At 65.0% G+C, this 26,363-nt stretch carries 28 protein-coding genes; 14 read left to right on the plus strand and 14 right to left on the minus strand.

What is annotated here, in order from left to right; all coding sequences use genetic code 11:
* The first annotated feature begins 8 nt into the window (after positions 1-8).
* On the plus strand, positions 9-788 hold the full coding sequence (locus NLM31_RS20535) for a crotonase/enoyl-CoA hydratase family protein (protein WP_254193430.1): 780 nt from the start codon (positions 9-11) through the stop codon (positions 786-788).
* 10 nt (positions 789-798) lie between these two features.
* Here the strand turns inward: NLM31_RS20535 and NLM31_RS20540 are convergent, their stop codons facing one another.
* Positions 799-1,236, minus strand: coding sequence for a DUF1810 domain-containing protein (locus tag NLM31_RS20540; RefSeq protein ID WP_254193431.1), 438 nt, complete (start codon positions 1,234-1,236; stop codon positions 799-801).
* A 189-nt stretch (positions 1,237-1,425) separates the two neighbouring features.
* On the opposite strand from NLM31_RS20540, the gene NLM31_RS20545 reads away from it, so the two are divergent.
* The 3 genes from NLM31_RS20545 (at position 1,426) to NLM31_RS20555 (ending at position 3,287) form a co-directional block, all read left to right on the plus strand.
* Positions 1,426-2,382 carry a DUF2778 domain-containing protein gene (locus NLM31_RS20545; RefSeq protein ID WP_254196239.1) on the plus strand — a complete coding sequence of 319 codons (957 nt, stop codon included), beginning with the start codon at positions 1,426-1,428 and terminating at the stop codon, positions 2,380-2,382.
* A 64-nt stretch (positions 2,383-2,446) separates the two neighbouring features.
* On the plus strand, positions 2,447-2,704 hold the full coding sequence (locus tag NLM31_RS20550; RefSeq protein WP_254131101.1) for a hypothetical protein: 258 nt from the start codon (positions 2,447-2,449) through the stop codon (positions 2,702-2,704).
* 79 nt (positions 2,705-2,783) lie between these two features.
* On the plus strand, positions 2,784-3,287 hold the full coding sequence (locus NLM31_RS20555) for an SMI1/KNR4 family protein (protein WP_254193432.1): 504 nt from the start codon (positions 2,784-2,786) through the stop codon (positions 3,285-3,287).
* Between the two features lie 171 nt (positions 3,288-3,458).
* Here NLM31_RS20555 and NLM31_RS20560 read toward each other — a convergent pair whose 3' ends face one another.
* A complete protein-coding gene (locus NLM31_RS20560; protein ID WP_254193433.1) occupies positions 3,459-5,315 on the minus strand; it encodes a tannase/feruloyl esterase family alpha/beta hydrolase in 1,857 nt (618 codons plus the stop codon).
* A 235-nt stretch (positions 5,316-5,550) separates the two neighbouring features.
* Between NLM31_RS20560 and NLM31_RS20565 the strand changes: the two genes are divergently transcribed.
* The 3 genes from NLM31_RS20565 to NLM31_RS20575 all read left to right on the plus strand — a co-directional run bounded on the left by NLM31_RS20565 (position 5,551) and on the right by NLM31_RS20575 (position 9,224).
* Positions 5,551-6,333, plus strand: coding sequence for a MarR family winged helix-turn-helix transcriptional regulator (locus tag NLM31_RS20565; RefSeq protein WP_254193434.1), 783 nt, complete (start codon positions 5,551-5,553; stop codon positions 6,331-6,333).
* Between the two features lie 150 nt (positions 6,334-6,483).
* On the plus strand, positions 6,484-7,575 hold the full coding sequence (locus NLM31_RS20570) for a TRAP transporter substrate-binding protein (protein WP_254193435.1): 1,092 nt from the start codon (positions 6,484-6,486) through the stop codon (positions 7,573-7,575).
* A 401-nt stretch (positions 7,576-7,976) separates the two neighbouring features.
* Complete coding sequence (locus NLM31_RS20575) at positions 7,977-9,224, plus strand: YadA family autotransporter adhesin (RefSeq protein ID WP_254193436.1); 1,248 nt, start codon at positions 7,977-7,979, stop codon at positions 9,222-9,224.
* Positions 9,225-9,233: 9 nt separating this feature from the next.
* On the opposite strand, the gene NLM31_RS20580 is transcribed toward NLM31_RS20575, so the two are convergent.
* The 6 genes from NLM31_RS20580 to NLM31_RS20605 form a co-directional block, all read right to left on the minus strand.
* Complete coding sequence (locus NLM31_RS20580) at positions 9,234-10,016, minus strand: ABC transporter ATP-binding protein (protein ID WP_254193437.1); 783 nt, start codon at positions 10,014-10,016, stop codon at positions 9,234-9,236.
* A complete protein-coding gene (locus NLM31_RS20585) occupies positions 10,004-11,059 on the minus strand; it encodes a dihydrodipicolinate synthase family protein (RefSeq protein WP_254193438.1) in 1,056 nt (351 codons plus the stop codon). Before NLM31_RS20585 ends, NLM31_RS20580 begins: the two co-directional genes overlap by 13 nt.
* Before the next feature lie 6 nt (positions 11,060-11,065).
* Positions 11,066-11,887 (minus strand): GNAT family N-acetyltransferase, encoded by an 822-nt coding sequence (locus tag NLM31_RS20590; RefSeq protein WP_254193439.1) that lies wholly within the window; start codon positions 11,885-11,887, stop codon positions 11,066-11,068.
* On the minus strand, positions 11,874-12,911 hold the full coding sequence (locus NLM31_RS20595) for an NAD(P)-dependent oxidoreductase (RefSeq protein ID WP_254193440.1): 1,038 nt from the start codon (positions 12,909-12,911) through the stop codon (positions 11,874-11,876). Before NLM31_RS20595 ends, NLM31_RS20590 begins: the two co-directional genes overlap by 14 nt.
* A gap of 41 nt (positions 12,912-12,952) precedes the next feature.
* Complete coding sequence (locus tag NLM31_RS20600) at positions 12,953-13,726, minus strand: ABC transporter permease (RefSeq protein WP_254193441.1); 774 nt, start codon at positions 13,724-13,726, stop codon at positions 12,953-12,955.
* Between the two features lie 82 nt (positions 13,727-13,808).
* Complete coding sequence (locus NLM31_RS20605) at positions 13,809-14,456, minus strand: TetR/AcrR family transcriptional regulator (protein WP_254131112.1); 648 nt, start codon at positions 14,454-14,456, stop codon at positions 13,809-13,811.
* Positions 14,457-14,556: 100 nt separating this feature from the next.
* Here NLM31_RS20605 and NLM31_RS20610 point away from each other — a divergent pair, with 100 nt between their 5' ends.
* Complete coding sequence (locus tag NLM31_RS20610) at positions 14,557-15,561, plus strand: ABC transporter substrate-binding protein (RefSeq protein WP_254193442.1); 1,005 nt, start codon at positions 14,557-14,559, stop codon at positions 15,559-15,561.
* Positions 15,562-15,563: 2 nt separating this feature from the next.
* Here the strand turns inward: NLM31_RS20610 and NLM31_RS20615 are convergent, their stop codons facing one another.
* Positions 15,564-17,048, minus strand: coding sequence for a lytic transglycosylase F (locus tag NLM31_RS20615; protein ID WP_254193443.1), 1,485 nt, complete (start codon positions 17,046-17,048; stop codon positions 15,564-15,566).
* A 282-nt stretch (positions 17,049-17,330) separates the two neighbouring features.
* Between NLM31_RS20615 and minC the strand changes: the two genes are divergently transcribed.
* From minC to NLM31_RS20640, 5 genes are all read left to right on the plus strand, one after another.
* The gene (gene minC / locus NLM31_RS20620) at positions 17,331-18,029 is read left to right on the plus strand and encodes a septum site-determining protein MinC (RefSeq protein ID WP_254193444.1); all 699 of its coding nucleotides are present in this window, start codon (positions 17,331-17,333) and stop codon (positions 18,027-18,029) included.
* Positions 18,030-18,050: 21 nt separating this feature from the next.
* A complete protein-coding gene (minD, locus tag NLM31_RS20625) occupies positions 18,051-18,866 on the plus strand; it encodes a septum site-determining protein MinD (protein ID WP_254131116.1) in 816 nt (271 codons plus the stop codon).
* Positions 18,863-19,144 carry a cell division topological specificity factor MinE gene (gene minE, locus NLM31_RS20630; protein ID WP_254131117.1) on the plus strand — a complete coding sequence of 94 codons (282 nt, stop codon included), beginning with the start codon at positions 18,863-18,865 and terminating at the stop codon, positions 19,142-19,144. The genes minD and minE overlap by 4 nt, the downstream gene beginning before the upstream one ends.
* Before the next feature lie 204 nt (positions 19,145-19,348).
* Entirely contained in the window at positions 19,349-20,389 is a 1,041-nt protein-coding gene (locus NLM31_RS20635) for a linear amide C-N hydrolase (protein WP_254196240.1), read from the plus strand.
* 99 nt (positions 20,390-20,488) lie between these two features.
* A complete protein-coding gene (locus tag NLM31_RS20640) occupies positions 20,489-20,674 on the plus strand; it encodes a hypothetical protein (protein ID WP_254131118.1) in 186 nt (61 codons plus the stop codon).
* Between the two features lie 19 nt (positions 20,675-20,693).
* On the opposite strand, the gene NLM31_RS20645 is transcribed toward NLM31_RS20640, so the two are convergent.
* From NLM31_RS20645 to NLM31_RS20655, 3 genes are all read right to left on the minus strand, one after another.
* Complete coding sequence (locus NLM31_RS20645) at positions 20,694-22,805, minus strand: PAS domain-containing protein (protein ID WP_254131119.1); 2,112 nt, start codon at positions 22,803-22,805, stop codon at positions 20,694-20,696.
* A gap of 130 nt (positions 22,806-22,935) precedes the next feature.
* Entirely contained in the window at positions 22,936-23,184 is a 249-nt protein-coding gene (locus NLM31_RS20650; RefSeq protein WP_254131120.1) for a hypothetical protein, read from the minus strand.
* A 107-nt stretch (positions 23,185-23,291) separates the two neighbouring features.
* Positions 23,292-23,684 carry a hypothetical protein gene (locus NLM31_RS20655; protein ID WP_254131121.1) on the minus strand — a complete coding sequence of 131 codons (393 nt, stop codon included), beginning with the start codon at positions 23,682-23,684 and terminating at the stop codon, positions 23,292-23,294.
* 129 nt (positions 23,685-23,813) lie between these two features.
* Between NLM31_RS20655 and NLM31_RS20660 the strand changes: the two genes are divergently transcribed.
* Positions 23,814-24,599: an SDR family NAD(P)-dependent oxidoreductase gene (locus NLM31_RS20660; protein WP_254193445.1), complete on the plus strand. Its 786-nt coding sequence runs from the start codon at positions 23,814-23,816 to the stop codon at positions 24,597-24,599.
* On the opposite strand, the gene NLM31_RS20665 is transcribed toward NLM31_RS20660, so the two are convergent.
* The gene (locus tag NLM31_RS20665) at positions 24,600-24,830 is read right to left on the minus strand and encodes a DUF6894 family protein (RefSeq protein WP_254131123.1); all 231 of its coding nucleotides are present in this window, start codon (positions 24,828-24,830) and stop codon (positions 24,600-24,602) included.
* Between the two features lie 368 nt (positions 24,831-25,198).
* Positions 25,199-26,212 (minus strand): hypothetical protein, encoded by a 1,014-nt coding sequence (locus NLM31_RS20670; RefSeq protein WP_254193446.1) that lies wholly within the window; start codon positions 26,210-26,212, stop codon positions 25,199-25,201.
* Positions 26,213-26,363 lie beyond the last annotated feature (151 nt).

Genomic DNA, 26,363 nt, shown 5'->3' on the forward strand with positions numbered 1-26,363 from the left:
AGCCCGCCATGACATCCGAAGGTCAGATCCGCACCGAGGTGCACGACCACGTCTTCAAGATCATCATCGACAATGTCGCGAAGAAGAATGCGTTCACGCCGGCGATGATGGAGCAACTGTCCGATGCGCTCACCGAGCTGCACGACAACGAGGCCTATCGTGTCGGCGTGATCTGCGCCGAGGGCAGGGATTTCACCGCAGGTCTCGACATGCCGAAATTCTTCGGTCCGACCGCGGAGAAGCGCAACACGAAGGAGGGCAATGTTGATCCGTTCGGCCTTGCCAAGCGTTGTCGCAAACCCGTTGTCACCGCCGTGCAGGGCATCGTCTTCACCATCGGCATCGAGCTGATGCTCGCCGGCGATATCGTGGTCGCGGCTTCGGATGCTCGCTTCTGCCAGATGGAGGCCAAGCGCGGTATTGCGCCCTTGGGCGGTGCGCATTTCCGCTTTCTTTCGCGCGCCGGTTGGGGCGATGCGATGTATCATCTGTTCCTGTGCGACGAGTTTTCCGCCGAGCGCGCTCAGGCGATCGGGCTGGTCCAGGAGGTCGTGGCCCCCGGCGAACAGGTCGCGCGGGCGATGGCACTTGCCGCCATCATCGCGCGCAACGCGCCGCTCGGCATCCAGGTGACCAAGGAGGCGGCGGCGAAATATATCGAAGGCGGCGAGGCGGCTGCGATCGCCTACATCCCGAAAATCCGCGATCGCGTGCTGTCCAGCGCCGACGCGAAAGAGGGCATCCAGTCCTTCATCGAGCGTCGCGCAGCCGTCTTCCAGGGCCGCTGATCTCGGACGCTTACTGTTGCCGATCGCGTTTCGACAGGATCTCCAGCGTTGCATCGTCGCGCTCGCCGCCGAAATATTTGGCGAGCGCCTCGTCGAAAACGGGCTCTTGGGAGATCGCATCGAACAGCGTCATCGACGAGCGGAATTTGGCATCGTCAGGTGCGCCGAGGATCGCGTTGATGGTCCGCCCGTCGACGGCAAGCACGAGGCGGGTGCATTCGATCAGGCGCGGGCCGAGCACGGGGTGGGCGAGGTAGGCCGCGGCCTCGGCGCGCGAGCCGATGGCGTAGCGCCGCGACATGGCGCTGAAGCCGAGGCCGGCGACCTGCGGGAAGACGAACCACATCCAGTGAGTCCGCTTCCGGCCTTGGCCCAGCTCCCCCAGAACGTCGCGAAAAACCGGGTCCTGGGCCCTGAGGAAGCGCTCTAGATCGAAAGGATCGGTCATTGGATACCTTACGGGGTCCTGACGGCCGCGATTATGCCTAACTTTTGGCTCCCAATGTGGTAGCTGGTATAGAGTCTCCGGGTGGGGGTTGGGTCCCCCGGGGGTCGATTTGGGGATCTAATGGTTTCCGACCGCGCAAGCGCCGAGAGGCTGTTGCCGCGCCGCCGAATTGGGCGAGCCGAGGCAATACTGCTGTCTATGGCTGCCGTCGCGCTGGCGCTCGGCGCCGCCGCGTGGGTCGCGGATATCGGCGATTCGACCCCGCTGGTCACCGCCGCGCTGCCGCCGGCCAATTCTCCTTCGTTCGACGATCGTTTCGCCTCGCTGTCCGGCAATCCGCCCGCCCGTGAGCTCGGCCTGCGGACGATGGAGCGCTCCGCCCTGAGTGCGGTCCAGCTCAAGCTGCGCGATGCCAAGGCGATGCTCGCCCAAAAGCTCCAGGGCGATGACTGGCGTTCGACCCTGGCCGACAACGACCAGCAGCCTGCTGCCGAAGAGACGACAAAGCCCTCGCAGCGCGCCGACGCCGTTCCCATGCCGCGTTCGCGGCCGGTCCAGGCGGACTTCTCCGCGCAGATCGCCTCGAGCCAGTCCTATGCCGACACCAATCCCAGGGTCGACAACCGCAACTTCTTCGAAAAGTTCACCGACAAGATCAAGCTGGCTTCTCTGACGCCTGACAGCGGCCTGTTCGCCAAGGCGCCGGATCTGGCCGCGCTCGGCTACGATTCACGGACGGCGGTCTATGACATCTCGGCCAAGGCGCTCTATTTGCCGAGCGGCGTCGCGCTTGAGGCCCATTCGGGCATGGGCGCGCTGATGGATGACCCCCAGCATGTCGACCAGCGCATGGTCGGCGCGACCCCACCTGCGACCTACGATTTGAAGCCCCGCGAAAAACTGTTCCACGGCGTCCGCGCGTTGCGCTTGACGCCGACCGACGGCACCAGCGCACTCGGCCGCGTCGGCCTGCTCACCCACACCTACATGCTCGGACCGCGTGGTGATTCCAACGGCTGTGTCTCGATCAAGGACTACGATCGCTTCATGAAGGCCTATGACAATGGCGAATTCAACCGCCTTGTCGTGGTGCCGCGCCTGGGCAGCCCGGCAACTGTCGCGCAGCGCGCCAGCACCGATTCCTGACATTCGTCAGACGGTGGGGCTGCCGTTTTCCCTTCGTTAAGCCGTTGTCGTCCAGAAGCAGCCCATGAGTGATCCAGCAAGCTCCGAGACCCCGCTGCGCACGACGTTCAAGATCAAGCTGAACGGTGACACGCTGGCGATCGCGACCGTCGGCCAGGCCTATCAATTCCTCACCAACTTCAAATCGGTCGAGTGGATGGAATTCCGCTCGCTGCACGACGATGCCGTCCAGGCGCTGGAGGGGGCCGCCGAAAATGCCATCCTCGTGGTGCAGGCGACCAACGCGGTGCGCGCGTTGTTCGTGAGCGCGAAGCTGCTCTAAGCGAACCTCTTCTCCTCGAACCGGCTTCTCGGCTGCTGCGACGAAGCCATGGCGCGCGCACGCGCCGAGGAGAGAATGCATGGACATCGCTAAATTCATCGCGGACGTCGATAGCGCCGCAGGTGAGCCGCCGACCGAAGCCGCGCTCGCATCGTTCGAGACGATGCTGGGGTGTCGCCTTCCGGACGACTATCGCCAGTTCCTGCTGGCCTGCGCCGGCGGTTATGTCCAGGGCTCGGCCGAGTTCAACTGGCCGCAAGGGCATTGGGCCGGCGCGATCCAGGAGGTGCTGGGATTGCGGGGCGATGAATGCTCCCTGGTGCGGACGCGCGAGACGCCGCAATGGCCGACCGTCGATGAGCTCCTGTGGATCATGAGCGATCACGGCGGCAATCCGATCTGCATGACGATCGACCAGGCGCATTTCGGCAAGATCTGGTTCATCGATCACGAGATCGCCGAATACGAGAAGCCGTGGACGCTCGCCGAGGCGATGTCCGACAATTGGGGCTACGTCCTGCCGCTTGCGCCGACATTCAGCGACTTCATCGCGGGCGTGTACGAGGAGGCCAAGGCCGCGTGAGGTCTGGTCGTGTCCCGGACGCGCCGCAGCGTGCAACGCTGCTGCGCAGAGCCGGGTCCAGAAATCACAGGGCCAGCGGAAGCGTGGGCCCCGGCTCTGCAGCGCACCGCTGAACTGGACGATGTTCGCATCGCCAGGGAAGCGCTGCGCTGCGTCCGGGGCACCAGAACGTCAGTGCCCGTCGCCGCCGTGGCCGTCGTCATCGTCGTGGAAGTCGTGGTCGCCGCCGCGGCCGAAGCCGGGATCGACGCACGCAAAGCTTGCCGCATCGCTGGTCAGGCCGCTGCCCTTGTACGCGGGAATCCTGGGATAGACGCAGAGCGGCCGCGTGCCTCCGGTCGGGAAGTTCTGGGCAATGCGCGGGTCGAACACGCCGCCGGTCGGGTAGGGCGAGGTGGTGTTGGTATTGGCCGCGATGATCCGTTCCGGCGCGATGCCGTTCTCGACCCAGTCCGTGATCGCCTTGAGCTCGTTGGTGGCGAAGCTGGTGGTCGCCGCGCCGCCGCCGCAATGGGCCATGTTGGGCACCATGAACAGCCGCGCGAAATCGGTCGCGTGATTGTCCATGCGCTGGTTCATCTTGCGATACCAGCGGGCGATCGCGGCGCCGGAGAAGATGCCGTCATTGACCGAGGACGAGATGATCAGCTTGCCGCCGCGCGACCTGAACGGACGCAAATCGGTTGCGACCGCCGCCATGAAGTCCATCGAACTCTGAGGATAGGCCGCGGTCTTCGTGAAGATCTTCGGTGCATCCGTGTCGAAGTTGAATTTGAACACGAAGGCTTCCTGGCCGGTCGGTCCGTTGACGGGCGTGACGACGGGCGGCGTCTGGAAGATCATCGGGATCGCGCCGGCGCCGAGCGTCAGATTGATCGCGGTGTTGACGCCAGGCACCGGAGCGGTGACGACGTTCCAGAATTGCCAGCCTGCGCCCGGCGCGGTCGGCGGCGTCCAGATGCCGGCATCCCAGAACCAGTTCGAATAGAGCCGCTCGCCCTTTGAATTGACCGGTCCGGTGTAGATCTTCTTCAGCGCATCGACCTGTGCGCCGGTCAGGCAAGTGCCGCCGTGCGGCGTGCTGCCGTGCGAGCCGGTGCCGCAGGTGTAGCTCGCGAGTGCCGGATACACCTTCTTCGCCGTACATGCGTGGTAATTGTCGATGATGCCGTCAACAAGGCCGTCGAGTGCGTCGCAGGCGCTCAGGATCGCAGCCGATGCCACCTGAAGGTCCTGCTGCGGGAACGTGTCGGGAATATAGGGCTGGCCGTTGACGTCCTTGCTGGTCGACAGCGTGCCGAGCACCTGCTCGTTCCAGGCTTCGGCGAGGCCCGCCTGCGGTAGGTTGAAGCCCGGGTTTTGCGAGATCACGCCGTCGAACAGCCAGGGCGATCGTTGCGAGGCGACCATCGCGTCGCGGCCGCCGTTCGAGCAGCCCATGATGTAGGAATAGACGGTCTCGAGGCCGTAGAAATAGGAGATGATCTGCTTGGCGGTGGTCGCGGTCTTCTCGATGCCGTTATAGCCGTAGTCGCGGCGTGCCTGCGCATCGATCGCGAAATGCGCGGAGCCGCCGGCATTGGCGTCGTCGTCCTGATGGCCGCCGACCACGTTGGTCGCGCTGTCCTCGTGGCCGCCGTCGTCGGCCGCCACCGCCCAGCCCTGGCCGAGCTCGACGCCGGCCGCACCTTGCGGGTCGGCATTGAGGCTGCCGTCGGTGCCGCCGCCGCCCATCATCTCGAAGCGGCCATGCCAGGTGTTGGGCAGATTGAGCGCAAAGCCGATGCCGTAGGTGAAATGATCGGGGTCTTGCGTGGAGACGCGCTTGTTGATGATGCCGACCACGTTGCAATAGCCGGACTTCTGCGTCGCGCTCAGTATCTGCGTGTTCGGCAGAGTGAGCCCGGTGAGGGCGGTGCAGGACGAGCGCGGGGCCACGCCGCTCGGCGGCAGCCCGTGTGCCGTTGCCTGCGGGCCGAGCGACGCCCACGTGGCGACGATCGTCGAGGCGAGGAAAAATCGTTTCATGTCATGCCCTCCCGGTTTCAACGTTGATGATTGAACGAATGCACGCGACGCATCGCGAACCGGCGAGGTGTCGGGTGGTCGGAGACGTTTTCTGAATCGTTATGGGGAGAGATGAGTGTTCGCCGGCGATGCGCCGCGACGCAGTTTCATTCACGCGCAAAACCGCTCCGCCGCGATGCGCCATGGCATGCGGATCGGTGCCCACCCCTGATGACGGCACGGACGTTCGCTCCCCTTGAGCCCGCTCGCGGTGCGGCAGGCTTTCACGATCCTTAGGCGAGCCATGTTGCCGTGTCAACATGACGCATTGCGCGATATTGCTGTGCAACCTGTCGTAGAAGCTGTACGCGCCGCCGCGATGGTCCGCGCGGCTTCTCGATCCGACCGCGTTGCGTTAGACTCGCTGTCCGAATCCTCGAGATGCAGCCGGATGCGCTTGCACCGGCTTTGCGAAAGATGCACGTCGATGCAGCCAGGCAAGGCACGGATCAGGAAGCGGATCGCACGACCGCAGCGGGCGGCGCGCGTGACAAAGCCGTCGCGACCGGCGCCGCGCGTCGTATCCGGCACGAAAACGGCCAAGGCGAAACCGCTTGACCTCGGCGACCTCTCGCAACTGCTCGGCTATTCCATTCGCCGGGCGCAGCTCTGGATCTTCAAGGAATTCAGCCGTCAGTTGGCGGCCTTCGAGATCAGTCCCGCCCAATTTTCCGTGCTCTGCGTGATCGACGCCAATCCCGGCGTCAACCAGCTGGCGGTCGCGCAGCTTCTGTCGATCGAGCGGGCCGGGCTCGGCAGGCTGGTGGATCATCTGGAGGGCCGGGGCCTGGTCCGGCGCACGGCGTCGGCGATCAACCGCCGTTATTACGTGCTCTATTTGACCGAGGCCGGCACGGCGCTGCTGGGCCGGCTGAGGCCCGCGGCGGCCGAAAGCGACAAGGCGCTCGCGGCCAAGATCGGCCCGCGCGCCTACAAGGAATTGCGACAGGCTCTGTCGGTCTTTGTCGGGGACGCCTGACCGCGGCGGCACGCCGCGGCAGCGCTGATTGGGCAGGGCGCCCCTCCTTTATCATGGCTTGAACTGGGTGGCGGGAACGGGCAAACGGTCCGCGACGACCGTGGCTTACGCCACCCAATTCAAGCCTGACTGAGAGGGAGAGACCCCGACATGAAACGCCGTACATTTCTCACGGGCGGCGCGGTCGCCGGCGCGACGACGCTGGTTGCGGCCCCTGCGATCGCGCAAAGCGCGCCCGAGATCAAATGGCGCCTGACCTCGAGCTTCCCGAAGTCGCTCGACACCATCTACGGCACGGCGCAGACCTTCGCGAAATACGTCGCTGAAGCCACCGACAACAAATTCCAGATCCAGACCTTTGCCGCCGGCGAGCTCGTCCCCGGTCTGCAGGCGCTCGATGCCGTCAGCGTCAACACCGTCGAGATGGCGCAGACGCCGCTCTACTTCTACATCGGCAAGGAGCCGGCGCTGGCCTACGCCACCGGCGCGCCGTTCGGCATGAACCATCGCCACCAGGAGTCCTGGTGGTACTTTGGCGGCGGCGCCGAGCTGACCAACGAGGCGCTGAAGCCGTTCAAGACGCACGCCATTCTCTGCGGCAATTCCGGCACCCAGATGGGCGGCTGGTTTCGCAAGGAGATCAAGACCGTCGACGATCTCAAGGGCCTGAAATTCCGCATCGCCGGCATGGGTGGCCACGTGCTGGCGCGGCTCGGTGTCGTGCCGCAGCAGCTCGCGGGCGGCGACATCTATGCGGCGCTGGAGAAGGGCTCGCTCGACGCGGTCGAATTCGTCGGTCCCTATGACGACGAGAAGCTCGGCTTCCAGAAGGTCGCCAAGTACTACTATTTCCCCGGCTGGTGGGAAGGCGGCGCCATGCTGCACATGATCGTCAATGACGAGAAGTGGGCGAGCCTGCCGAAGCAGTATCAGGCCATCGTCAACCAGGCCGCGTCCGCGGCCGGCGCCTGGATGCTCGAGAAGTACGACAGCGTGAACCCGGCGGCGTTGAAGCGGCTGATCGCGAACGGCGCGGAGCTGAAGGCGTTCCCGCAGCCGGTGATGGAAGCCAGCTACAACGCGACCCAGGAGCATCTGAACGAGCTCGCCGCCAAGAGCGACCTGTTCAAGCGCACCAAGGAAAGCCACGACGCGTATCAGAAGGAACTGCTGTTCTACACGCAGATCGCGGAGAACTATTACGACAACTATCTGCTCAGCAAGATGCGGAATAAGAGCTGATCGTGAGGAGGGCGCGGTTGACTAAGCCGCGCCCGGCTCTCGTAGGGTGGGCAAAGGCGCATTTGCGCCGTGCCCACGATCTGTTTCCATTTGAGAGAGGCGGTGGGCACGCTTTCGCTTAGCCCACCCTACGAGTTCCGAGCGTGTGGCCGGGACGGAGGGCCGCGCAATGCGATGCATTGCTGCAACATCCTGCCGGAAAACGACAGGCCGGGACGCAGCCCGCTGTTTCTCAACCTTACGGTTGATGTGCGATTTTCGTGATTCCTCCAGACCTTGCGCAACAGGGAATGGAGTCGAAAATGGCCTCACGGAACAGCATTTTAGGGACCGCTAGGCGCCCGATCGCCTTTTGTTTGGCGATCCTTCTCGCGACCACATTCCTTCACACCGGATCCGCAATGGCTGCCGACTACGCGGCCGGCGGTGGCGTCAACAACGCGCCATCCGGCTTCGCCACGGCGGTCGGGCCGAGCGCGACGACACAGGGGATATTCGCTGCTGCCTATGGCTACTCATCCACCGCAACCGGCAATACCGCGATAGCCATCGGCGGCTTGTCCAATGCGACCGGCGATAACGCAACCGCGATCGGTACCGGCACCACGGCAACCGGACTATCGGCCAGCGCCTTTGGTGACAATTCCACCGCGACCGGCGCGGGCGCCACGGCAGCTGGTACCCACTCCAGTGCCATTGGCGACAATGCCGCTGCGTTCGGAGGCAACGCCTTCGCTAGCGGGCTGAATGCCACCGCGACCGGCGCCAGCAGCTTGGCATCCGGCGCGTCGGCGACCGCAACGGGCGCGGGCGCGAGTGCCGTCGGCAACAACGCGACCGCAACCGGCGCCAGCAGCTTCGCCAATGGCGACACTGCAACAGCCACGGGCCAGAACAGCAGGGCGAGCGGCCAATACGCGACCGCGACCGGTGCCAACAGCTTCGCCAACGGCGGTGCGGCCAGTGCCTACGGCCAGGGCAGCATCGCGACGGGTACCCGGGCCACGGCGATCGGCGAGACCAGCACCGCCACCGGCAGTTTCGCGACCGCACTCGGCAGCAACGCCATCGCCACCGGCAACACGTCGACGGCGGTGGGTACTTTCAGCAACGCCAATGGTGAGGGGACGACCTCGGTCGGGACCTCCTCCAACGCGACCGGGATCAACGCTACCGCGCTTGGCGCAGGTGCGACTGCATCGGCAGCCAATTCCGTCGCGATCGGCGCGGGCTCGGTCGCAACCGCCGCCAACACCGTGTCGTTCGGCACGGCCGGCAACGAGCGTCGCCTCACGAACGTGGCCGCCGGCGTCAACCCGACCGATGCCGTCAACATGAGCCAGCTATCCGGCATCACCTCCGGATTTCAGTCGCAGATCGGCTCGCTCCAGGCGCAGATCGGCAACAATCTGACCGAAGCGCGGCGCGGTATCGCTGCCGCTGTTGCGGCCGCCAGCGCGCCGATGCCGTCCGCGCCGGGCAAGACCACCTGGCAGGTGCGCGGCTCGGCGTTTCACGGCGAGGGCGGCTTCGGTGTTGGTTTCGCCCATCGCCTCAACACCGCCATGCCGTTCACCGTCGTGGGCGGCTATGGCAATGGCGGCGGCACCGAGCACACGGCCTATCTCGGCGTCGGCGGAGAATTTTGAGCGTTCGTCTCAGGAGGCGCCCAGCCCGAGTTTCGCGTAGATCCGCCGCGCATAGGCGCCGAACGCGTCGGTCGTCTTGAGCGGAAGATCGCGCGGGAAGGGCAGGTCGATCGCAAAGTAGTCGGCCATCTTCGCGGGGCTCGCAGTCAGCACGGCGCAGTGCGAGGACAGGAACACGGCTTCCTGGATCGAATGCGTGACGAAGATGATGGTCTTGCCGCTCTCGCGCCAGATCCGCAGCATCTCGAGATTCATCTGCTCGCGCGTCAGCGCGTCCAGCGCGCCGAACGGCTCGTCCATCAGGATCAGCTTTGGATCGTGGATGAAGGCGCGCGCGATCGCGGTACGCTGCTGCATGCCGCCGGAGAGCTCTCGCGGATATTTCTGTTCATAGCCGGCAAGGCCGACGAGGTTGAGCAGGTCGCGCGCCCGCTCGCGCGCGGCCTTGATCGGCAGGCCGACGATCTCGGCCGGCAACAGCACATTGTCCAGGATGGTGCGCCATTTCAGCAGCAGGGCCTGCTGGAACACCATGCCGATGTCCCGGGTCGGATCGAACGGGCTCTCGGCATTGCCGATCGTCACCGTGCCGCCGTCGGCACCGTGCAAGCCGGCCAGGATCTTCATCACCGTGGTCTTGCCGCAGCCGGACGGACCGACCAGCGAAACCAGCTCACCTTCCTGCACATCCATGGTCACGTCGGACACCGCGAGGAACTCGGCGCCGCCGCTGCGATAGACCTTTCGGACGCCTTGCAGGCTGATGAAGGGTTTTGAGCTCATGCCAGCCATTTGCTCAGATTGTCGGCCACAAAGGCATCGTCGCTCAGATCAGCGTGCTCGCGCGTGACGCGATCAATCTCGTCCTTCTGGCCGGGGCTCAGGCCCTCGTTCGGATCGAGGCACCACAGGCCCTGCATCAGGCCCTGGCGCCGCAGCACCTCGTGACAGCCGGCGATGCAGCCGTGAAAATTGTTGGCGACGTCGAAGAAGGCGCTGTTGCAATCGGTGACGCGGGCATCGAGTGCGAGCAGGTCGGCCGGCACGCTGTCCTTGTGCCGCGCCTGCTTGCAGCGTTCGAACTGCTGTATTGCGCTCGCCGTCCACACCGACCAGTGGCCGAGCAGGCCGCCTTTGAAATAGGTGCGCGTGGTGACGCCCTTGTCGCGCAAGTCGAACGGCAGCATCAGGTCGAGCAGGATGTGATCGTCGTTACCCGTGTAGAGCGCGACGCGATCGAGCGCACCGGCGGCCGCGACGCCGCGCAGGACGTCGAGCGTGCGATAGCGGTTGAACGGTGCGATCTTGATCGCAATCACGTTGTCGATCGAGGCAAAGCGCTGCCAGAACCGGCTCGACAGGATGACGCCGCCGACCGCCGGCTGAAGGTAGAAGCCGACGAGCGGGATCTCGGCAGCAACGGCGGTGCAGTGCGCGATGATCTCGTCCTCGGAGGCACTCTTCATCGCGGCGAGGCTGAGCAGGCCGGCGTGATAGCCGATGTCGCGCGCGGTGCGGGCTTCGGTGACGGCCTGTGCGGTCGGGCCGGCAAGGCCGGCGACCATGGCCAGCGGACGCTTGGTCCAGTTGGCGGCGGTCTCTGCGGCGAGCTCGAGCACGGGGCGGTAGAGGCCGACGTCGCGGATGGCGAATTGCGTGGTGTGAACGCCGACGGCAAGGCCGCCGGAGCCGGCGTCGATGTAGTAGCGCGTCAAGGCGCGCTGATGTTTCTTGTCGAGCTGGCGCTCGGCGGTGAGTGCGAGCGGATGCGCCGGCAGCACGGTACCATCGGCAATGAGCTTGCGGACGTCGGCGTTGATCTGGCTGTGGTGCATGATGTCCTATCCGAATTCGGGGCCGGCGACGGCGAATGGCATTTCTTCGCTCGCGGTGGTGGCGGGGCCGAACCGCATGCGCTGGAACGGGCGCTCGATGGTCCAGCCCGATGCGGTCAATCCTTCGAGGAACGCAGCCTGCGGCGCCACCGCGTCGAGCAGGAGCGGGCCGGTCTCGGAGCGTACGATCGCATGAACCAGCGCCAGCGCTGCCGCGGCATTGTCGGCGAATAGCGGGCCGATGTGGCGGGCGGTCCGGCCATCGCGCACCAGTGCGATGGCTCCGTTGGCCGAGACGATGCGCGAGCCGGAACGCTGCGCGACGGCTGACAGCAGCGCAGTGCGATCGAGCCCGGTGGCCCGCCGGTCGCGCGCGCGAAGCGCATCGATGCTCGCGGATGACAAGTGTGGCGCTGCGGCCCGCGCGGGTGTCGCGAGCTTCATCCGCCGCAATTGCAGCGTCGGCGTGAAGCCGAGCGGCCCGTAGACCGCAACCCCGTCCGGCGTGGCATCAAGCCAGCTGGTCAGGCCGTTCTTGCGCGCGGTTTCCAGGCAGGCATCGACGAGGCGCGTGGCGAGGCCGCGGCGGCGGTGGCTTGCCGTCACCAGTACCATGCTGATCCAGGCGTTGTTGCTGGAATAGGGCAGCAACGCGGCCGTTGCGACCAGCAGCACGCCGGTGCGGATGCCGAACACGACGCCGTCGCGAAGGAAGACGCGCCAGTCCTCCTCGGTCTGGTTCCAGTGCGCCTCCGTCGAGAGCACGAGCCCGGCCATGGCATCGTCCAGGCCGAGCTTGATGACGGGAGGCCCGTCAGTAACGGCCATCGCGCACCTCGTATTTGGTCGGCTTGCCGAGGCTCGGCATGGCGCGGGAGACCCAGTCGGCGGTCCAGGCGATCAACTGCTCGGTGTCGACGACCGGCAGGCCGAACAGCTCCACGGCTCTCGACGTGTCAGTCAGCCACGCCGTCGGTTCTTCCTTGCCTGTCAGCACCGGCGCGCGGCCGAAGCGGGCGCCGAATTTCTGCGCGAGATCGCGCACCGCCAGAATCTCGTGGCCGCTGACATTGATCGGCGTGGTCGGCGCCGTGCAATGCGCCAGGCACCGCAGCGCCTGCGCGGATGCATCGCCCTGCCAGATGAAATTGACGTGGCCGAGGCTGACGTCGATCGGTGTGCCAGTCAGCACCTTTGTCGCGATGTCGTGCAGCACGCCGTAGCGCATGTCGATCGCGTAATTGAGCCGGAACAGCCGGCCCGGCGTTGCGAATTTGTGCGAGAAATACTCGAACATGCGCTCGCGGCCGACGCAGGACTGGGCGTATTCGCCGGGCGGGTTCGGCGCCATGTCCTCGGTCGAGCCTTTGCCGTCGACGCCGACGAACGGATAGACGCAGCCGGTCGAGAACGCCACGATCCGCGACGACGGGAAAGCCTGCGCCACCAGCGCCGGCACATGCGCGTTCATCGCCCAGGTCAGCGACAGATCGCCCTCGGCGCCGAACTTGCGGCCGGCCATGAAGATGATGTTGGGCGCCTTCGGCAGCGCCTTGATCGCGGCGTCATCGAGCAGGTCGCAATTGATGGTCTCGACGCCGCGCGCCTGCAGCCAGTCCTTGACGCCCGCGTCGCTGAAGCGGGCGACGCCGATGACGCGGCGATCAGGGGCGGCGGCCTTCGCCAGCCCCGCCAGCGTCGGCCCCATCTTGCCGGCAACGCCGAGGATCATGATGTCGCCTTCGACCCTTTCGAGATCGTCGATCAACGCCTGCGTCGGACGGCAGAGGAGATCGTCGAGGGCCGCGATATCAGGGATCGTCTTCGGCAGCGTCTGGCGGGTGAGGAGCATCGATTGGTCCTTCAAGTTTGCCGTTTTCAGGTTTGCCGTTTTCAGGTTTGTCTTGCATCGCCCACGACGAACATGCGTTCGAGCACGAGCACCAGGCCGTAGAGGGCGACGCCGAGCAGCGTCAGCAGCACGACGGCCATCACCATCGCGGGCGTGTCGAGCGACGACTGCACCTGGATCATGAGGTAGCCGAGCCCGCGCTCGGAGGCGATGAACTCGCCGACGATGGCGCCGGCGACCGCGAGGATGGCGCCGACCTTCATGCCGGAGAACACATATGGCAGCGAGCCCGGCAACTGGATCTTGCGAAACAGCGTCCAGCGCGAGCCGCGTAGCGATTTGACGAGATCGAGCAGGTCCGGCTCGACCTCGCGCAGGCCGCGCGCGGTGGTGAGCAGGATCGGGAAGAAGCAGATGCTGAAGGCGATCAGGATGTTCGGCAGGATGCCGTAGGAGAACCAGACGATGAAGAGCGGACCGAGCGCGACCTTCGGGATCATGTTCAGCGTGACGAACAGCGGCAGCAGCGCGAGGCTGAGCAGCGGCGCCCAGCTGAAGATCACCGCAAGCGCGACGCCGACGAAAGCGCCGAGCGCGAAGCCGCCGAGGATCTCGACCGCCGTCACCAGCGTGTTGGCGCCCCAGGCATAGCTGGCAGTTCCTAGCGTCTGCACGGTTGCGAGCGGCGAGGGCAGGATGAATTTCGGCACGTGGAAGGCATCGACCGCGACCTGCCAGAGCACGAGCACGGCCAGATGCACGATCAGGACGATCGCAACGCTGCGCGCCGGACTGCTGGCTCCGCCACCTGCCACCGTCTGCTCCCTGTTGCCTCGGCCTCACTGCCGCAACGCCGAGCTTAACCGTCCCGGCGCCAAGTTTCAACCAGTTGGTTGATTACGGCCGGAGCGACTGCAGCACGAGATCGGCGACATGCCGGCGGCGGGCGCGGCGGGCGGTGCGGCTCGACAGGTCCTTGCCAAAGATCGCCGACAGCGTCGGCGTGTTGGAGAAGAAGAAATAGCTCAAGCCGGCGATGGAGATGTAGAGCTGGACCGGGTCGATCCCCTTGCGGAACAATCCGGCGCGCACGCCTTCGTGCAGGATGTGGGAGACGCTCTTCACCAGCGGCGAATGCATCGCCTCCAGCCGCGTCGAGCCGCGGACGTGGCGGGCGCCGCCGCGGTTCTCGTCGTTCAGAAGCACGATGAAATCGGGGTTTTCCGCCAAATGATCGAACGAAGCTTCGATCAGGCGGCGGATCGCCTTGTCCGGCGGCAGGCCCTCGAGATTGAGCTTGCGCTCCTGCTCGCGGATGTCCTCGTAGACCCATTCGAGCACGGCGAGGTACAGCGCGTCCTTGTCGCCGAAATAGTGGTAGACCAGCTGCTTGTTGACGCCGGCGCGCTCCGCGATCTCGTCGACGCGGGCGCCTGCAAAACCGTGCCGGGCGAACTCCAGGCGCGCCGCGGTGAGCAGCTTCTTGCGGGTGGCGACGGGGTCGCGGCGCTGCGGCACGGTGTCGCCTGATCGTTTTGCGGGCATTTCCAACCAAACAGTTGACAAGTTGAGGGCGGGCTTGTTGCATTGGTAGCCTCACACGGGGAGAGCGACAAGCCGGGTCGCGGCAACGGGGAGACAGACGATGAAACGTTTGCAGGCGGCTTTTGTGGCTCTGGCGCTGGGTTTGCCGGCAACGCCGGCGAGCGCGGGCGAGGCGGTCAACCTGATCCTGAACTGGACGCCGACCGCCGACCATTCGCCGTTCTATTACGCCAAGGCGCAGGGCTGGTACGAGAAGGCCGGCATCGACCTGACCATCGAGGTCGGCAAGGGCTCCGGCGTATCCGCCGCCAAGGTCGGCTCCGGCGGCTCGCCGTTCGGTATCGCCGATCTCGCCACCATGCTGGTCGCCAAGAGCAAGGGCGCCGACGATGTGGCACTGATGAGCATCTACGCCAACACCGGCCAGACGTTCTACTGGCTGAAGAGCTACGGCGTGAACGGCGTAAAGGATTTCGCCGGCCACAAGATCGGCAATCCGCCGGGGGACGCCTCGCGCGTGATGTGGCCGGCCTTCGCCAAGGCCGCCGGTCTCGCGCCCGACTCCGTCAGCTTCGTCAATATCGGGCCGACCGCGAAGATCGCCGCGCTGAAGAGCCACACCGTCGACATCATCAGCGATTTCTACAACGAGCACGATCTGAAGGTGATCGAGTTCGGGCAGGACCTCGGCTACGTCAACTGGAAGGACATCGGCCTCAACCCCTACGGCAATTCGCTGATCGTCAACGGCGCCTATCTCCAGAAGAATCCGAAGCTGGTCGAGGCGTTCGTGCGCATCTCGCAAAAGGCCTTTGCAGCCTGCGTCGCCGACGTAACGCCGTGCCTGAAGGCGCTGCTCGACCAGGTCTCCGGTCTCGACAAGGAGAACCAGGAGCGCCAGTGGGAGCGCATCAAGTATCTGATGACCGACGAGTTCACGACCACCAAGGGTCTCGGCTGGATCGACGGCGAGCGGATGAAGAAGGACTACGAGCTGGTCCAGACGTATCTGGGCATGGAAAAGCCGTTCGACGTGACGACGGCGTTCTCGACCGGGATGCTGGATCCCGCGATCAAGATGGATGCGAGCAAGGTGAAGAAGTAGGGCTACGGCTTGGCCACGGCGTCGGTCTTCGCGGCCTCCTCGTTTGCTTTGATCTGGGCCGCGTAGACGACGTAGTATTTGTAGATATTGCCGATATAGCCGACCGTCTCCTGCCCGACGATCGCTGCCGCTCCGTTCTCGACGTTGCCGAACCAGCGGTTTCGGTCGAGGCCATGCTTACTGGCAAAATCGCGAAACTTCTTCAGATTGCCGGGGCCCGCGTTGTAGGCTGCGAGCGCCATCAACACCTGTTCGCGGGCCTCGACGGCGGGCTCGGCGATATAGGTGTCGGCAAGGAAGCGGAGATATTTTGCGCCGGCGTGGATGTTGTCCTCCGCACGTGAGGTGACATCGTTGATGGCAATCTGCTTCTCGTGCGCCGTGCTCGGCTTGATCTGCATGATGCCGACCGCGCCGGAGCTGTTTCGCATCTTCTGGTCGAAGCCTGATTCCTGGTAGCCTTGTGCCGCGAGCAACATCGGATCGATGGCGTATCGACCGCCATACTCCGTGAATGCCGCGACCAGCGCCTGGAGCTTTCCGGCGTCGGCAATCGCATTCTTGATGGCCTTGGCGTTGGTCACGTAACGCGCTTTGAGGTTGTTGCCGAACTCCGTTCCGAGCCGGTGGCCAGCGACGAACTCGTTGAGCTCCTTGGTCAGGAGCGGGCTGTCCTTTCGTATGGCCCAGGCCAGCTCTCCGCCGTCGTTGATCGTGATGTCCTCGCGGACCTTGAGTCCCTTGAGCAGGCCCGACCAGGCGACTGCCTTGTGACGATCAACCACCACCCACGGCAGCAGGCCGCCACCGACCATTTCAATCAGATCCTCGTCCTGAAGATTTTCGTCGGCGGCATCGAGCTTGATCGGCGCTTTTCCCGACTGCTTGCGCTGTTCGTTGATCGCCTTCAGATGCGTGAAATAGCTGCTGGAGAGCCTCGTTGCCACGCCGGTTGCGGCGAGATCGTCGAGCCCTGCGATGGCTGGTGCCGCGGGTCCCGTCACGAGGACTTCCTTGACGTTCGTCGCCCAAGGCGCTGCGAAATCGACGATGCTGGCGCGCTCCGCAGTGATGGTGAGATTGCCGGCGGCGATGTCACCCTTGCCCGCTCGTAGTTCGTCGAACAATCGATCGCGCGGCGTTGGTATGAAGACCACGTTGATGTGATAGGGCTTCTTCCCGTAGCGTTTGTTCAGCCAGGCCTCGAACTCCTGACCAAGCTCGGCTTCGAAGCCGAAGGCTTCGCCCTTGTCGAGAAAGAACGACGTCCTGCTGAAGGGCACCAGGATGCGGACGAGCTTGCGGTCCTTCATCCCGTCGAAATCGCCGGTCCAGACGGGGACCGCGGGAAGTCCAATGATCCTTGCCGGTTGGTCGGCAAGAGCCGGGGTAATGTGCGCGCCAATCAGGGCCGCGGCGAGAAGCGACAGCAATGGACGAATGACCCGTGCTCGCCGGACTTCGCCCGGCCGATGCTTCGTCGGCATGATGTTCTCTCCACGACAGCCGAATGTTGCGAGCCGCGGGGCGACGCGCTTGGCGAGAAGAGCTCGCGGGGAGAGTAGGTCGATGCCGGCGAACCAGCTATGCAGTTTGTGCCAATAGCGCGCGAACGGCGTGCGACACGATTGCCAGCAGAGGCGGGCCAGGGGCGAGGCCCACCGCTAGCCAAATCCGCCCACGTACCCCTCCCAAGGAGAAATTAACCGGCCGTTAACCATATCGGCGGCATCGTTAACCATTCAATAACTGGGAACGAGTCGGCCGCCATGGAGGCTGAAGCAAAAATCCAACGCCAAATGGTGCGCCTGCGCGGGCGCTCCTACGTGGCCTTCGTGTTCGTGCCGACGGTTCCGATCCAGGACTGGCTCCAGGAGATCGACACCACCATCGCGCGTTCGCCGGGCTTCTTCGCCGGTCGGCCCGTGGTGGTCGACCTGTCCTCGGTCGATCTCAGCCAGGCCGGCATCGGTCATCTCCTCACCAGCCTGCAGGACCGCAACATCCGCGTGCTCGGTATCGAGGGTGTGGAGGAGGCGCGGCTGACGCCGTCCATGCCGCCGCTGCTCTCGGGCGGGCGAAGCTGCGTGATCGAACCCAGCGCGCCCAAGAAGCCGGAGGCGAAGGTCGAGACCAAGCCGACCTCGCTGCTGCTCGAGGCCCCGGTGCGCTCCGGGCAGACCGTGATCTTTCCCGAGGGCGACGTCACCATTCTGGGCTCGGTCGGCTCGGGCGCCGAAGTCGTCGCCGGCGGTTCCATCCACATCTACGGCGCGCTCCGCGGCCGCGCCATGGCGGGCGTGAACGGTCACACTAGCGCGCGCATCTACTGCCAGAAGATCGAGGCTGAACTACTTGCAATCGATGGGTTTTACCAGACCGCCGACGATATCGGCGCCGACTTGCGCGGCAAGCCGGCGCAGGCCTGGCTGCAGGGGAATACCATGCGAATTACAGCACTGAACTGACCAGCAAAGGAGACATTTCAGATGAGTAAGGTACTGGTCGTGACATCAGGCAAGGGCGGGGTCGGCAAGACCACCACGACCGCCGCATTGGGAGCTGCGCTCGCGCAACGCGGCGACAAGGTCGTCGTCGTCGATTTCGACGTCGGCCTGCGCAACCTCGACCTCGTGATGGGCGCCGAACGCCGCGTGGTGTTCGATCTCATCAACGTCGTGCAGGGCGTGGCCAAGCTGCCGCAGGCGCTGATCAAGGACAAGCGGCTGGAGAACCTCTGGCTGCTGCCGGCCTCGCAAACCCGCGATAAGGACGCGCTGACGGAAGAGGGCGTGGGCAAGGTCATTGCCGACCTGCGCAGCCGTTTCGACTGGGTGATCTGCGACAGCCCTGCCGGCATCGAGCGCGGCGCCTCCATGGCGATGCGCTTCGCCGACGAGGCCGTGATCGTCACCAATCCGGAAGTCTCCTCGGTGCGCGATTCCGATCGCATCATCGGCATGCTCGATTCCAAGACCGTGCGGGCCGAGAAGGGCGAGCGCGTCGAGAAGCACATTCTCATCACCCGCTACGATCCCTCGCGCGCCGCGCGCGGCGAGATGCTCACCATCGACGACATCCTGGAAATCCTCGCAACGCCCTTGCTCGGCATCATCCCCGAGAGCCAGGACGTGCTGAAGGCCTCCAACGTCGGCACGCCGGTGACGCTGTCGAACGCCCACGGCGCGCCCGCGCGGGCCTATATCGACGCGGCGCGGCGGCTGTGCGGCGACACTGTCGCCATGCATGTGCCGACCGAGCGCAAGGGCTTCATGGATCGTCTGCTGCGACGGAGGGCTGCATGAGCATGGGTCTGCTCCGGCTTCTCCGCGGCAACAAGGCGTCCGCACCCGTCGCTCGCGAACGGTTGCAGATCCTGCTTGCCCATGAACGCGGACTGCGTGGCCAGCCCGATCTGCTCGGCGTGCTGCGTGAGGAAATTCTCGCCGTCGTGTCCAAGCACGTGACGCTGGATCCGACCAAGGTCATCGTCCGGCTCGAGCGTGGCGACGAGGTCTCGACCCTCGAGGTCGACATCGAGGTGCCCAACGATATTGAGCGCAAGAAGGTGGCTGTCGCGTAGGGGACGCGACCGCAGACTTTGGGGTGGGTGAGAAGGCGGTCCGCCGGGCACGGCGGGCCGCCTTTGTCTTGCGTGCATGCCGGGAACCACGGTTTCGCCCGATTCCGTCTCGACGCTGGATTGTCATTGCAGGGCGTTGCGCGTCCTGCTGGTTCAGGAAGGGAATGCGCCATGCCGTCGGGACAGCCGATCCATCAACGCATCATGGCCGTGGCGCTCGCCGCAGCGATCGCGGCCGCGCCATCGGTCTCGCTGGCCTGCACGCGTTTCGTCTATCACGGCGCGGGCAATCAGGTGATCACGGCGCGCTCGATGGACTGGAAGAGCGATGTTGCCACCAATCTCTGGATCTTTCCGCGCGGCATGGCCCGAACCGGCGAAGTGGGGCCCAACTCGCTCAAATGGACCTCGAAATACGGCAGCGTGATCGCCTCGGGCTACGACATCTCGACCACCGATGGGCTCAACGAGGCCGGCCTGATGGCCAACGTGCTGTGGCTGGTGGAGTCGGAATACCCCAAGTTCGACCAGAGCAAGCCGGGCCTGACCATCGCGGCATGGGCGCAATATGTGCTCGACAATTTCACCACCGTGCAAGAGGCGGTCGACGTGCTCGCGAAGGAGCCGTTCACGATCGTCACCGACAACGTGCCGGGCGAGAAGCGGCTCGCGACGCTGCACCTGTCGATCTCGGATGCGACCGGCGACAGCGCCATCGTCGAATATATCGCCGGTAAGCAAGTCATCCATCACGGCCGGCAATACCAGGTGATGACGAATTCGCCGACCTTCGACGAGCAACTCGCGCTCAACGCCTATTGGAAGCAGATCGGCGGCACGGTGTTCTTGCCCGGCACCAACCGCGCTTCCGACCGGTTCGCGCGCGCCTCGTTCTACGTCAACGCGATCCCGAAGGACGAGAATCCCGACCGCGCGCTCGCCAGCGTCTTCAGCGTGATCCGCAATACCTCCGTGCCTTTCGGCATCAACACGCCGGATGAACCGAACATCTCGTCGACGCGCTGGCGCACCGTCGCCGACCACCAGCGAAAACTCTATTTCTTCGAGTCGGTGCTGACGCCGAACACGTTCTGGGTCGATCTCAAGAAGGTCGATTTCTCGCCGCAGACCGGAAAGGTGAAGAAGCTCGATCTCGGCCCGGACCAGGATCACACATTTGCGGGTGATGCGACCGCCAGCTTCCGCGAGGCCGAGCCGTTCAAGTTCCTAGGCCTGCCGATGTGATCGGTAGCGTGCGGAACGGGAGCTACGGCAAATCCGTTATCAGAAACCCGCGGAGCGCCGAGCCGGGCGCCGCGGTTTCCTTCAAACGGGAGTGCGCCCATGATGTCCGAGATCCAGCTCCATACTGTCGCGCGGCAAATGCTGGAAAGACACGGTTTCGCTGCGATTGCGAAGGCCGCCGAACAGGCGCAGGCTTGCGAGGGCCGTGGCGAGGCCGACGAAGCCAAGGAATGGCGCCACATCGCCGACGCCATGAAGATCATGCGCGGTCCGGCCGTTAGCTGATTCGCCGGAACCGGATTCGTCAGCTTGGTCCGGTTCCGTCCTTGATCATATCGAGCACGCGGCCCGCCAGCGCCTCGACGACGAACGGCTTGGTCAGCACCTGCATGCCGGGCGCGAGCTGGCCGTTGCCGATGATCGCGTTCTCCGCGTAACCGGTGATGAACAGCACCTTCAACGTCGGCTTGGTCGCGCGCGCGGCATCCGCGAGCTGGCGACCGTTCATGCCGCCGGGCAGGCCGACATCGGTGATGAGCAGGTCGATGGTCGCATCCGATTGCAGGATCTTCAGTCCGGTTGGGCCGTCATGCGCTTCGATGACGTCAAAGCCGATCTCTTCCAGCGCGTCCGTCAGCAGCATGCGGATCGAGGGCTCGTCGTCGACGATCAGGATGGTGTGGCTTGCCTGCGGGCGTACGGGGCTCTTGGTGGCGAGTGCTGACGGCTTGTCTGCCTCGTGGCCGTAATGGCGCGGCAGATAGAGGCACATCGTGGTGCCTTGTCCGACCTCGGAATAGATGCGCACCTGTCCGCCGGACTGCCGCACGAAGCCATAGACCATCGAGAGGCCGAGGCCCGTGCCCTGGCCGATCGGCTTGGTGGTGAAGAAGGGATCGAAGGCGCGATCGATCACATCTGCGGCCATGCCGGTGCCGGTGTCGGTGACACAGAGCGAGACGTATTGCCCGGGTTCGAGATCGCGTTCGCCCGCGCCATGTTCGTCGAGCCAGCGATTGGCGGTCTCGATGGTGATGCGGCCGCCCTCCGGCATCGCGTCGCGCGCATTGATGCAGAGGTTGAGCAGCGCATTTTCGAGCTGCGAGGCATCGATCAGCGTGGCCCACAATCCGCCTGCGGTGACGACCTCCAGCGCGATTTCGGGGCCGACGGTGCGGCGGATCAATTCCTCCATGCCCATCACGAGTCTATTGAGGTCGGTGGGCCTCGGATCGAGCGTCTGCCGTCGCGAGAAGGCCAGCAAACGGTGGGTGAGGGCGGCCGCGCGCCGGGCCGCGCCTTGCGCCGCGGTCACATAGCGGTCGATCTCCTTGACGCGGCCCTGGCCGAGCCGTGTCTGCAACAGCTCCAGCGAGCCGGTGATGCCGGTGAGCAGATTGTTGAAATCGTGCGCGATGCCGCCGGTGAGCTGGCCGACCGCTTCCATCTTTTGCGATTGCCGCAACGCCTCTTCGGCCTGGCGCAGGCGCTCCTGCTCTCTCAGCCGTTCGGTGACGTCGTAGACGAACTGATAGGCGCCGGCGATCCGGCCATCGCCGTCGCGCAGGCAATTGAAGCGCATCTCGTAGGAGCGCCGGATTCGGCTGGGGTCGCCGAATTCGCCGATCTCGACAAATTCCTGCCCGGAGAGCGCCTTCGCCCAGACGGAGCGGATGGCGTCCCGATGCTCGGGCCGATCCTCAAGCAGCTCGAGCATATTGTCACCGACCTGCGGCATCACCCCGTAGATGCGGAAGAATTCCCGGGCCGATGCACCGTTGATCGCAAGCCAGCGGAAGCTTGGGTCAACCACCTGCACGAAGGCGTTGGTGCCCTCGACGATATCGGCAAGCAGCTTGCGTTCGGCCAACGCCGCGACCACGCGCGCCTCCAACGTCTCGTTGAGCTGCTGCAGATCCCGCTCGGCGCGCTTGCGCGGCGTGATGTCCTGGAACAGCACCGCAACCTGCTTGCGGCTGGCCGGCTCGACCCGGAAGGCGGCGAGCTCGAGGTGGCGCCCTGTGGCCATCAGCTCGCGTTCGAAGCGAATCGGTACACCGGTACGCAGGACGTCGCCATAGAGCTCGACCCAGCCGCCAGCTTCGGTCGGGACCATCTCGCGGACCTTCTGGCCGACCACGTTCGGAATGCCCGCATGCTGGGTGTAGGCGGGATTGGCCTCGACATGGATGTAATCGCTGAGCGGGCCGTGCGGTCCGTCGAAGAACTCGATGATGCAGAAGCCTTCGTCGATCGAGTTGAACAGCGTCCGGTAGCGCTCCTCGCTTTCGGCGAGTGCGGACTCCGCCCTTTTTCGCTCGCCGACAACGGCGATCCCCTGGGCCTTGAGGCGTGCGTTTTCCTCCTCAAGCGCCTTCAGGCGGCGTTGCAGGTCCTCAAACTCGATCGAATCCACAAGAGCTCGCGGGGTTGGCGTTTCCAGCAGCTGATCCTCAGCCCTGCCCACGGCACCTTAGCTGGCCTATGCACCGCGGCAAGCCGACAACCCGGTCGAGGCCGCCCGGTTCCCGCTCTGTCGGGTTGGTCTAACGTTCGCCTTGCTCGGCACCTTGCGTTGCCGGCTTGTGCTGGGTCTGCGGCTGCGCCCGCTCGCCGGTCTCCTTGCAGGGGAGCTGCTCCCAGGATCCGTCAGCCGCCTGCTGATAGGCGCTGCAGGATGACGAGGTCGCCTTGTCCTCGCCCTTCCGGGAATCGGAATTCTTCGCCAGCGCGGGCGCTGTCAGCACGGCGCTCGCCGCGAGCAGCCCGGCGAAGACGAGATGAGTGATCCGCATGGGGTTCTCCAGTTTGAAGACGCCTCGCATGCTGGCCAGGAATGTGACGATTATGGGCCGCGACGAGGGTTCCGTCGCGGCGTGCTTAACGGTGCGGGGAAAGCCGGTTAACCGCCCTTGTTTCGGATCAAGCCGGCAAGGTTGGTCTTCTGCTTTTCGCACCAGCTGGTCATGCCGAGCCGGCGCTGGTCGAGGTCCGTCGTCTGGGTTGCGACCGCGACCTCAGCCATGATGTCGTCGGACTGCTTCTCGCCCATCTTGCCGCCGGTGTGCATCCAGGCAATGGCCTTGCGCACCTGCTCGGTGGTGCCATCGGGAAGCTGCATCTGCTGCGCCTTCTGCACCAGATCCTGATAGGCGACGTCCGTGTTCGGGCATTCGACCTTGGCGGCGAAGGCCTGCAAGACCATCGTCACATAGTTCGAGCGCGTATGGTCGTCAGCTGCCTGGGCGGGCGCGGCGAGCAGCAACAGGCCTGCCATCAGGAACGGGTAGCGCATCCTTGGGTCCTCCTCGTTTTTTGGGGAGGCTAGCGTCCGGCGGGCCGCTTCGCAATGGTTGGCGCGGCTGATTGTCGCCCGTTTGTTGCGTGCGCTAGATTGGACCCGCCCTGGCCCCCGGAGAGCGACATGAGCCTGTTCAGCACACCATTCGATCCCGCACGCGACAGGGCACTCGTCACCGGCGCGGGCAACGGCATCGGCCGCGCGATCGCGCAGGGCCTGGTCGGCGAGGGCGTGCGGACGCTCTTTGCCGATGTCAACGCGGAGCGGGTCAAGGCCGCCATCGACGCGAGCGGGTCGCCTGATCTGGCGCGGCCCTGGGTCGGCGATCTCGCCCGGCTCGAGGCGTGCGACGAATTGCTTGCGGTCGCCGAAGCGGCGCTTGGCGAGGTCACGCATTTCGTGCACAGCGCCTCGCCGCCGCGGCGCGAAGCCGATCATGCGCTCGCGGTCGATCGCCGGACCTGGCAGGAGATGCACGCCGTCAATCTCGATGCCGGCTTTCATCTGGCGCGCGAAATCGCAAAGCGGCTGATCGCGGCGAAGCGGCCCGGCTCGTTCCTGTTTCTCACCTCGCTGCACGCGGGCACGCCGCGCAACCTGCCGCACTACTCGACGGCAAAGGCGGGGATGGCGATGCTGGTGAAGGAGCTCGCGAAGACCTTCGGTCGTCACCACATCCGCGTCAATGCGCTGGTGCCGGGCGCGATCGCGGCCGGAGGGTTCGTCGCGGATGCTTCGCTGGCGCGACACATTCCGCTCGGGCGTCTCGGCGAGGCCGACGACCTCGTGCCGATGGCGCTGACCGTGCTCTCGAACAAGCTGTCAGGCTACGTCACTGGCGCGGCCTTCGTCGTCGACGGCGGCTTGTCGCTGACGAACTGGTTCGAAGCGCCGGTGCTGGACGACTAGCTAGCGACGCCAGGCCGGCACGGGATCGAGCGGCGTGCGATAGACCTCGTTGTGATCGCGATCGGTGACGCGCACCGAGCAACCTTTCCGCTGCAGCTCCGGCTTCACCTGCGACAGCTCGGTGGCGAGCTGAACGGCGCGATCGGAGGCAACCTCGATGTCTTCGAGGATGATTCCACCCTGGTTCTTGAACTCTTCACCAACCACGAGATCGAAGGAATAATACGGCATCCGAATTCCCCGGTGTGACGATCCAAATTTCCAAAAGAAGCCTTCAAACAGACGGCTTCGAAACATGAGAGATCGTACCACTGAGTCGATATTTATCCGATGATCGGATCGCGCAATCTCTGCGCTTATGGCGCAGAAATGATGTGCAAGGTTCGAGCGCTTTAAGATTTTATTAAATATATCGGCCTGATCATAAGGCATGGAATTGCAGCAGAACCGGGCTCCGGGAACCGGCAGCTGCAAGAGAAGGCCGGCGGCATAGATCCCGACGGCCTTTTCTCTTTGCGCGCGTCGGCGCATCACCGTAGTTGCACGGACTCACATCATCACATCGAGTCGGACAGCTTGCGTTGTCGTTTGATGCGGCGCTAGTGCACCGGCATCGGTGGACGCACGACAGGTCCGTCATCATCGGCAACGGCTTGCGTCGTCGCGACCGGTGCTGCCACCGGCGGCGGGACCGCGGCAGCCTGTGACGGCGGCGGCGGGGGCGCGATCGGCGGCGGCGAATAAGCCGGTGTGTAGCTGTGCGACACGATCGGCTTCGGCTTGCGAACCGGCGGCATCGGCGCCGAAGGGCGCGGCTGCAGCGCAGACACGCGCGCACGCGGATCGATCGGCGGTTTTGTCTCGGCGACCGGCTTTGGCGCCGATGATTTCGCCATCTCGCGGACCATCTGCTCCTGACTTGTTTTCAACTCGGCGATGTTGGCCTTGAGCTGCTCGATCTGCTGCGCCATCGCGGCGATGTCGCGCGTCATGGACTCCACTGTTTGCGAGGCATCGGCTTGTGTCGGGGCAGGCGCGGCGGCCGCGGTGACAACCGGTGCTGCGGGCGTCGCCGCAGGTTGGTCGGCGGCGGTGGCCTGATCCTGTGCGGCGGGCGGCGCGGCCTGCGCGGTTGCGACCGGCGCTGTCTTGGACGTTGAAGGCAGCAGCGACGTCAAGACCGGTGTCCATTCGGCAAGCATCTGCTTCGCAGTGTCGCCGTGCTTCTCCCAGCCGATGGTCGCGGCGGCGCTGCCGCCGGCCAACAGGGATGTGAGGAACGCGCCGCGCAACCACCTGCCGGCGGTCGATCGCTTCGGCCGGCCCCGACTATCGCTGGCCGTGACGCGCACAGCGGTGTCGACCGACGGCGTTGCCGCTTGCGGCTCCAGGACCGGGATGAATTTCGGCTCCGGATGAATTTTGGGCTCCGGCGCGAATTTTGGCTCCGGACGGGCGGTGAACTCGGGTGCCAGCGTGGGCGCTTCGCCGGTCACGCGCGAAGCCCGCACCACGTCAGGCGAAATCTGGACGGCATCGTGCGGATCGTTGTTGCTGACCGTGTCCTTCACGATCTCGTCGACGATCTGCCGGCTGTTCAACGTTGCGAGCATCGCAGCTCCTTTGACCCCTTGGTCGTCCGCATTCGCGCGAGCCGATCTGTTGCGTGAGCTCAACCAAATCCTGGGGTTGGCCTGATGTCGCACGAGTCCAGCCGGGTTTGACCAAAGCAAGGCAAGGCGATGGAGACATCGCGACGGTCTT

The sequence above is a fragment of the Bradyrhizobium sp. CCGUVB4N genome (assembly GCF_024199945.1).
Classification (GTDB): domain Bacteria; phylum Pseudomonadota; class Alphaproteobacteria; order Rhizobiales; family Xanthobacteraceae; genus Bradyrhizobium.

Bases quoted from the DNA above. Each gene is read 5' to 3' on its own strand.
- NLM31_RS20615 (WP_254193443.1), bottom strand. From the start codon at position 17,048: ATGCCGACGAAGCATCGGCCGGGCGAAGTCCGGCGAGCACGGGTCATT.
- NLM31_RS20560 (WP_254193433.1), bottom strand. From the start codon at position 5,315: ATGAAACGATTTTTCCTCGCCTCGACGATCGTCGCCACGTGGGCGTCG.
- minE (WP_254131117.1), top strand. From the start codon at position 18,863: ATGAGCATGGGTCTGCTCCGGCTTCTCCGCGGCAACAAGGCGTCCGCA.
- NLM31_RS20635 (WP_254196240.1), top strand. From the start codon at position 19,349: ATGGCCGTGGCGCTCGCCGCAGCGATCGCGGCCGCGCCATCGGTCTCG.
- NLM31_RS20605 (WP_254131112.1), bottom strand. From the start codon at position 14,456: ATGCCCGCAAAACGATCAGGCGACACCGTGCCGCAGCGCCGCGACCCC.
- NLM31_RS20660 (WP_254193445.1), top strand. From the start codon at position 23,814: ATGAGCCTGTTCAGCACACCATTCGATCCCGCACGCGACAGGGCACTC.
- NLM31_RS20575 (WP_254193436.1), top strand. From the start codon at position 7,977: ATGGCTGCCGACTACGCGGCCGGCGGTGGCGTCAACAACGCGCCATCC.
- NLM31_RS20610 (WP_254193442.1), top strand. From the start codon at position 14,557: ATGAAACGTTTGCAGGCGGCTTTTGTGGCTCTGGCGCTGGGTTTGCCG.
- NLM31_RS20650 (WP_254131120.1), bottom strand. From the start codon at position 23,184: ATGCGGATCACTCATCTCGTCTTCGCCGGGCTGCTCGCGGCGAGCGCC.
- NLM31_RS20655 (WP_254131121.1), bottom strand. From the start codon at position 23,684: ATGCGCTACCCGTTCCTGATGGCAGGCCTGTTGCTGCTCGCCGCGCCC.
- NLM31_RS20570 (WP_254193435.1), top strand. From the start codon at position 6,484: ATGAAACGCCGTACATTTCTCACGGGCGGCGCGGTCGCCGGCGCGACG.
- NLM31_RS20585 (WP_254193438.1), bottom strand. From the start codon at position 11,059: ATGCACCACAGCCAGATCAACGCCGACGTCCGCAAGCTCATTGCCGAT.
- NLM31_RS20550 (WP_254131101.1), top strand. From the start codon at position 2,447: ATGAGTGATCCAGCAAGCTCCGAGACCCCGCTGCGCACGACGTTCAAG.
- NLM31_RS20665 (WP_254131123.1), bottom strand. From the start codon at position 24,830: ATGCCGTATTATTCCTTCGATCTCGTGGTTGGTGAAGAGTTCAAGAAC.
- minD (WP_254131116.1), top strand. From the start codon at position 18,051: ATGAGTAAGGTACTGGTCGTGACATCAGGCAAGGGCGGGGTCGGCAAG.
- NLM31_RS20670 (WP_254193446.1), bottom strand. From the start codon at position 26,212: ATGCTCGCAACGTTGAACAGCCGGCAGATCGTCGACGAGATCGTGAAG.
- NLM31_RS20640 (WP_254131118.1), top strand. From the start codon at position 20,489: ATGATGTCCGAGATCCAGCTCCATACTGTCGCGCGGCAAATGCTGGAA.
- NLM31_RS20535 (WP_254193430.1), top strand. From the start codon at position 9: ATGACATCCGAAGGTCAGATCCGCACCGAGGTGCACGACCACGTCTTC.
- NLM31_RS20595 (WP_254193440.1), bottom strand. From the start codon at position 12,911: ATGCTCCTCACCCGCCAGACGCTGCCGAAGACGATCCCTGATATCGCG.
- NLM31_RS20540 (WP_254193431.1), bottom strand. From the start codon at position 1,236: ATGACCGATCCTTTCGATCTAGAGCGCTTCCTCAGGGCCCAGGACCCG.
- NLM31_RS20555 (WP_254193432.1), top strand. From the start codon at position 2,784: ATGGACATCGCTAAATTCATCGCGGACGTCGATAGCGCCGCAGGTGAG.
- NLM31_RS20590 (WP_254193439.1), bottom strand. From the start codon at position 11,887: ATGGCCGTTACTGACGGGCCTCCCGTCATCAAGCTCGGCCTGGACGAT.
- minC (WP_254193444.1), top strand. From the start codon at position 17,331: ATGGAGGCTGAAGCAAAAATCCAACGCCAAATGGTGCGCCTGCGCGGG.
- NLM31_RS20580 (WP_254193437.1), bottom strand. From the start codon at position 10,016: ATGGCTGGCATGAGCTCAAAACCCTTCATCAGCCTGCAAGGCGTCCGA.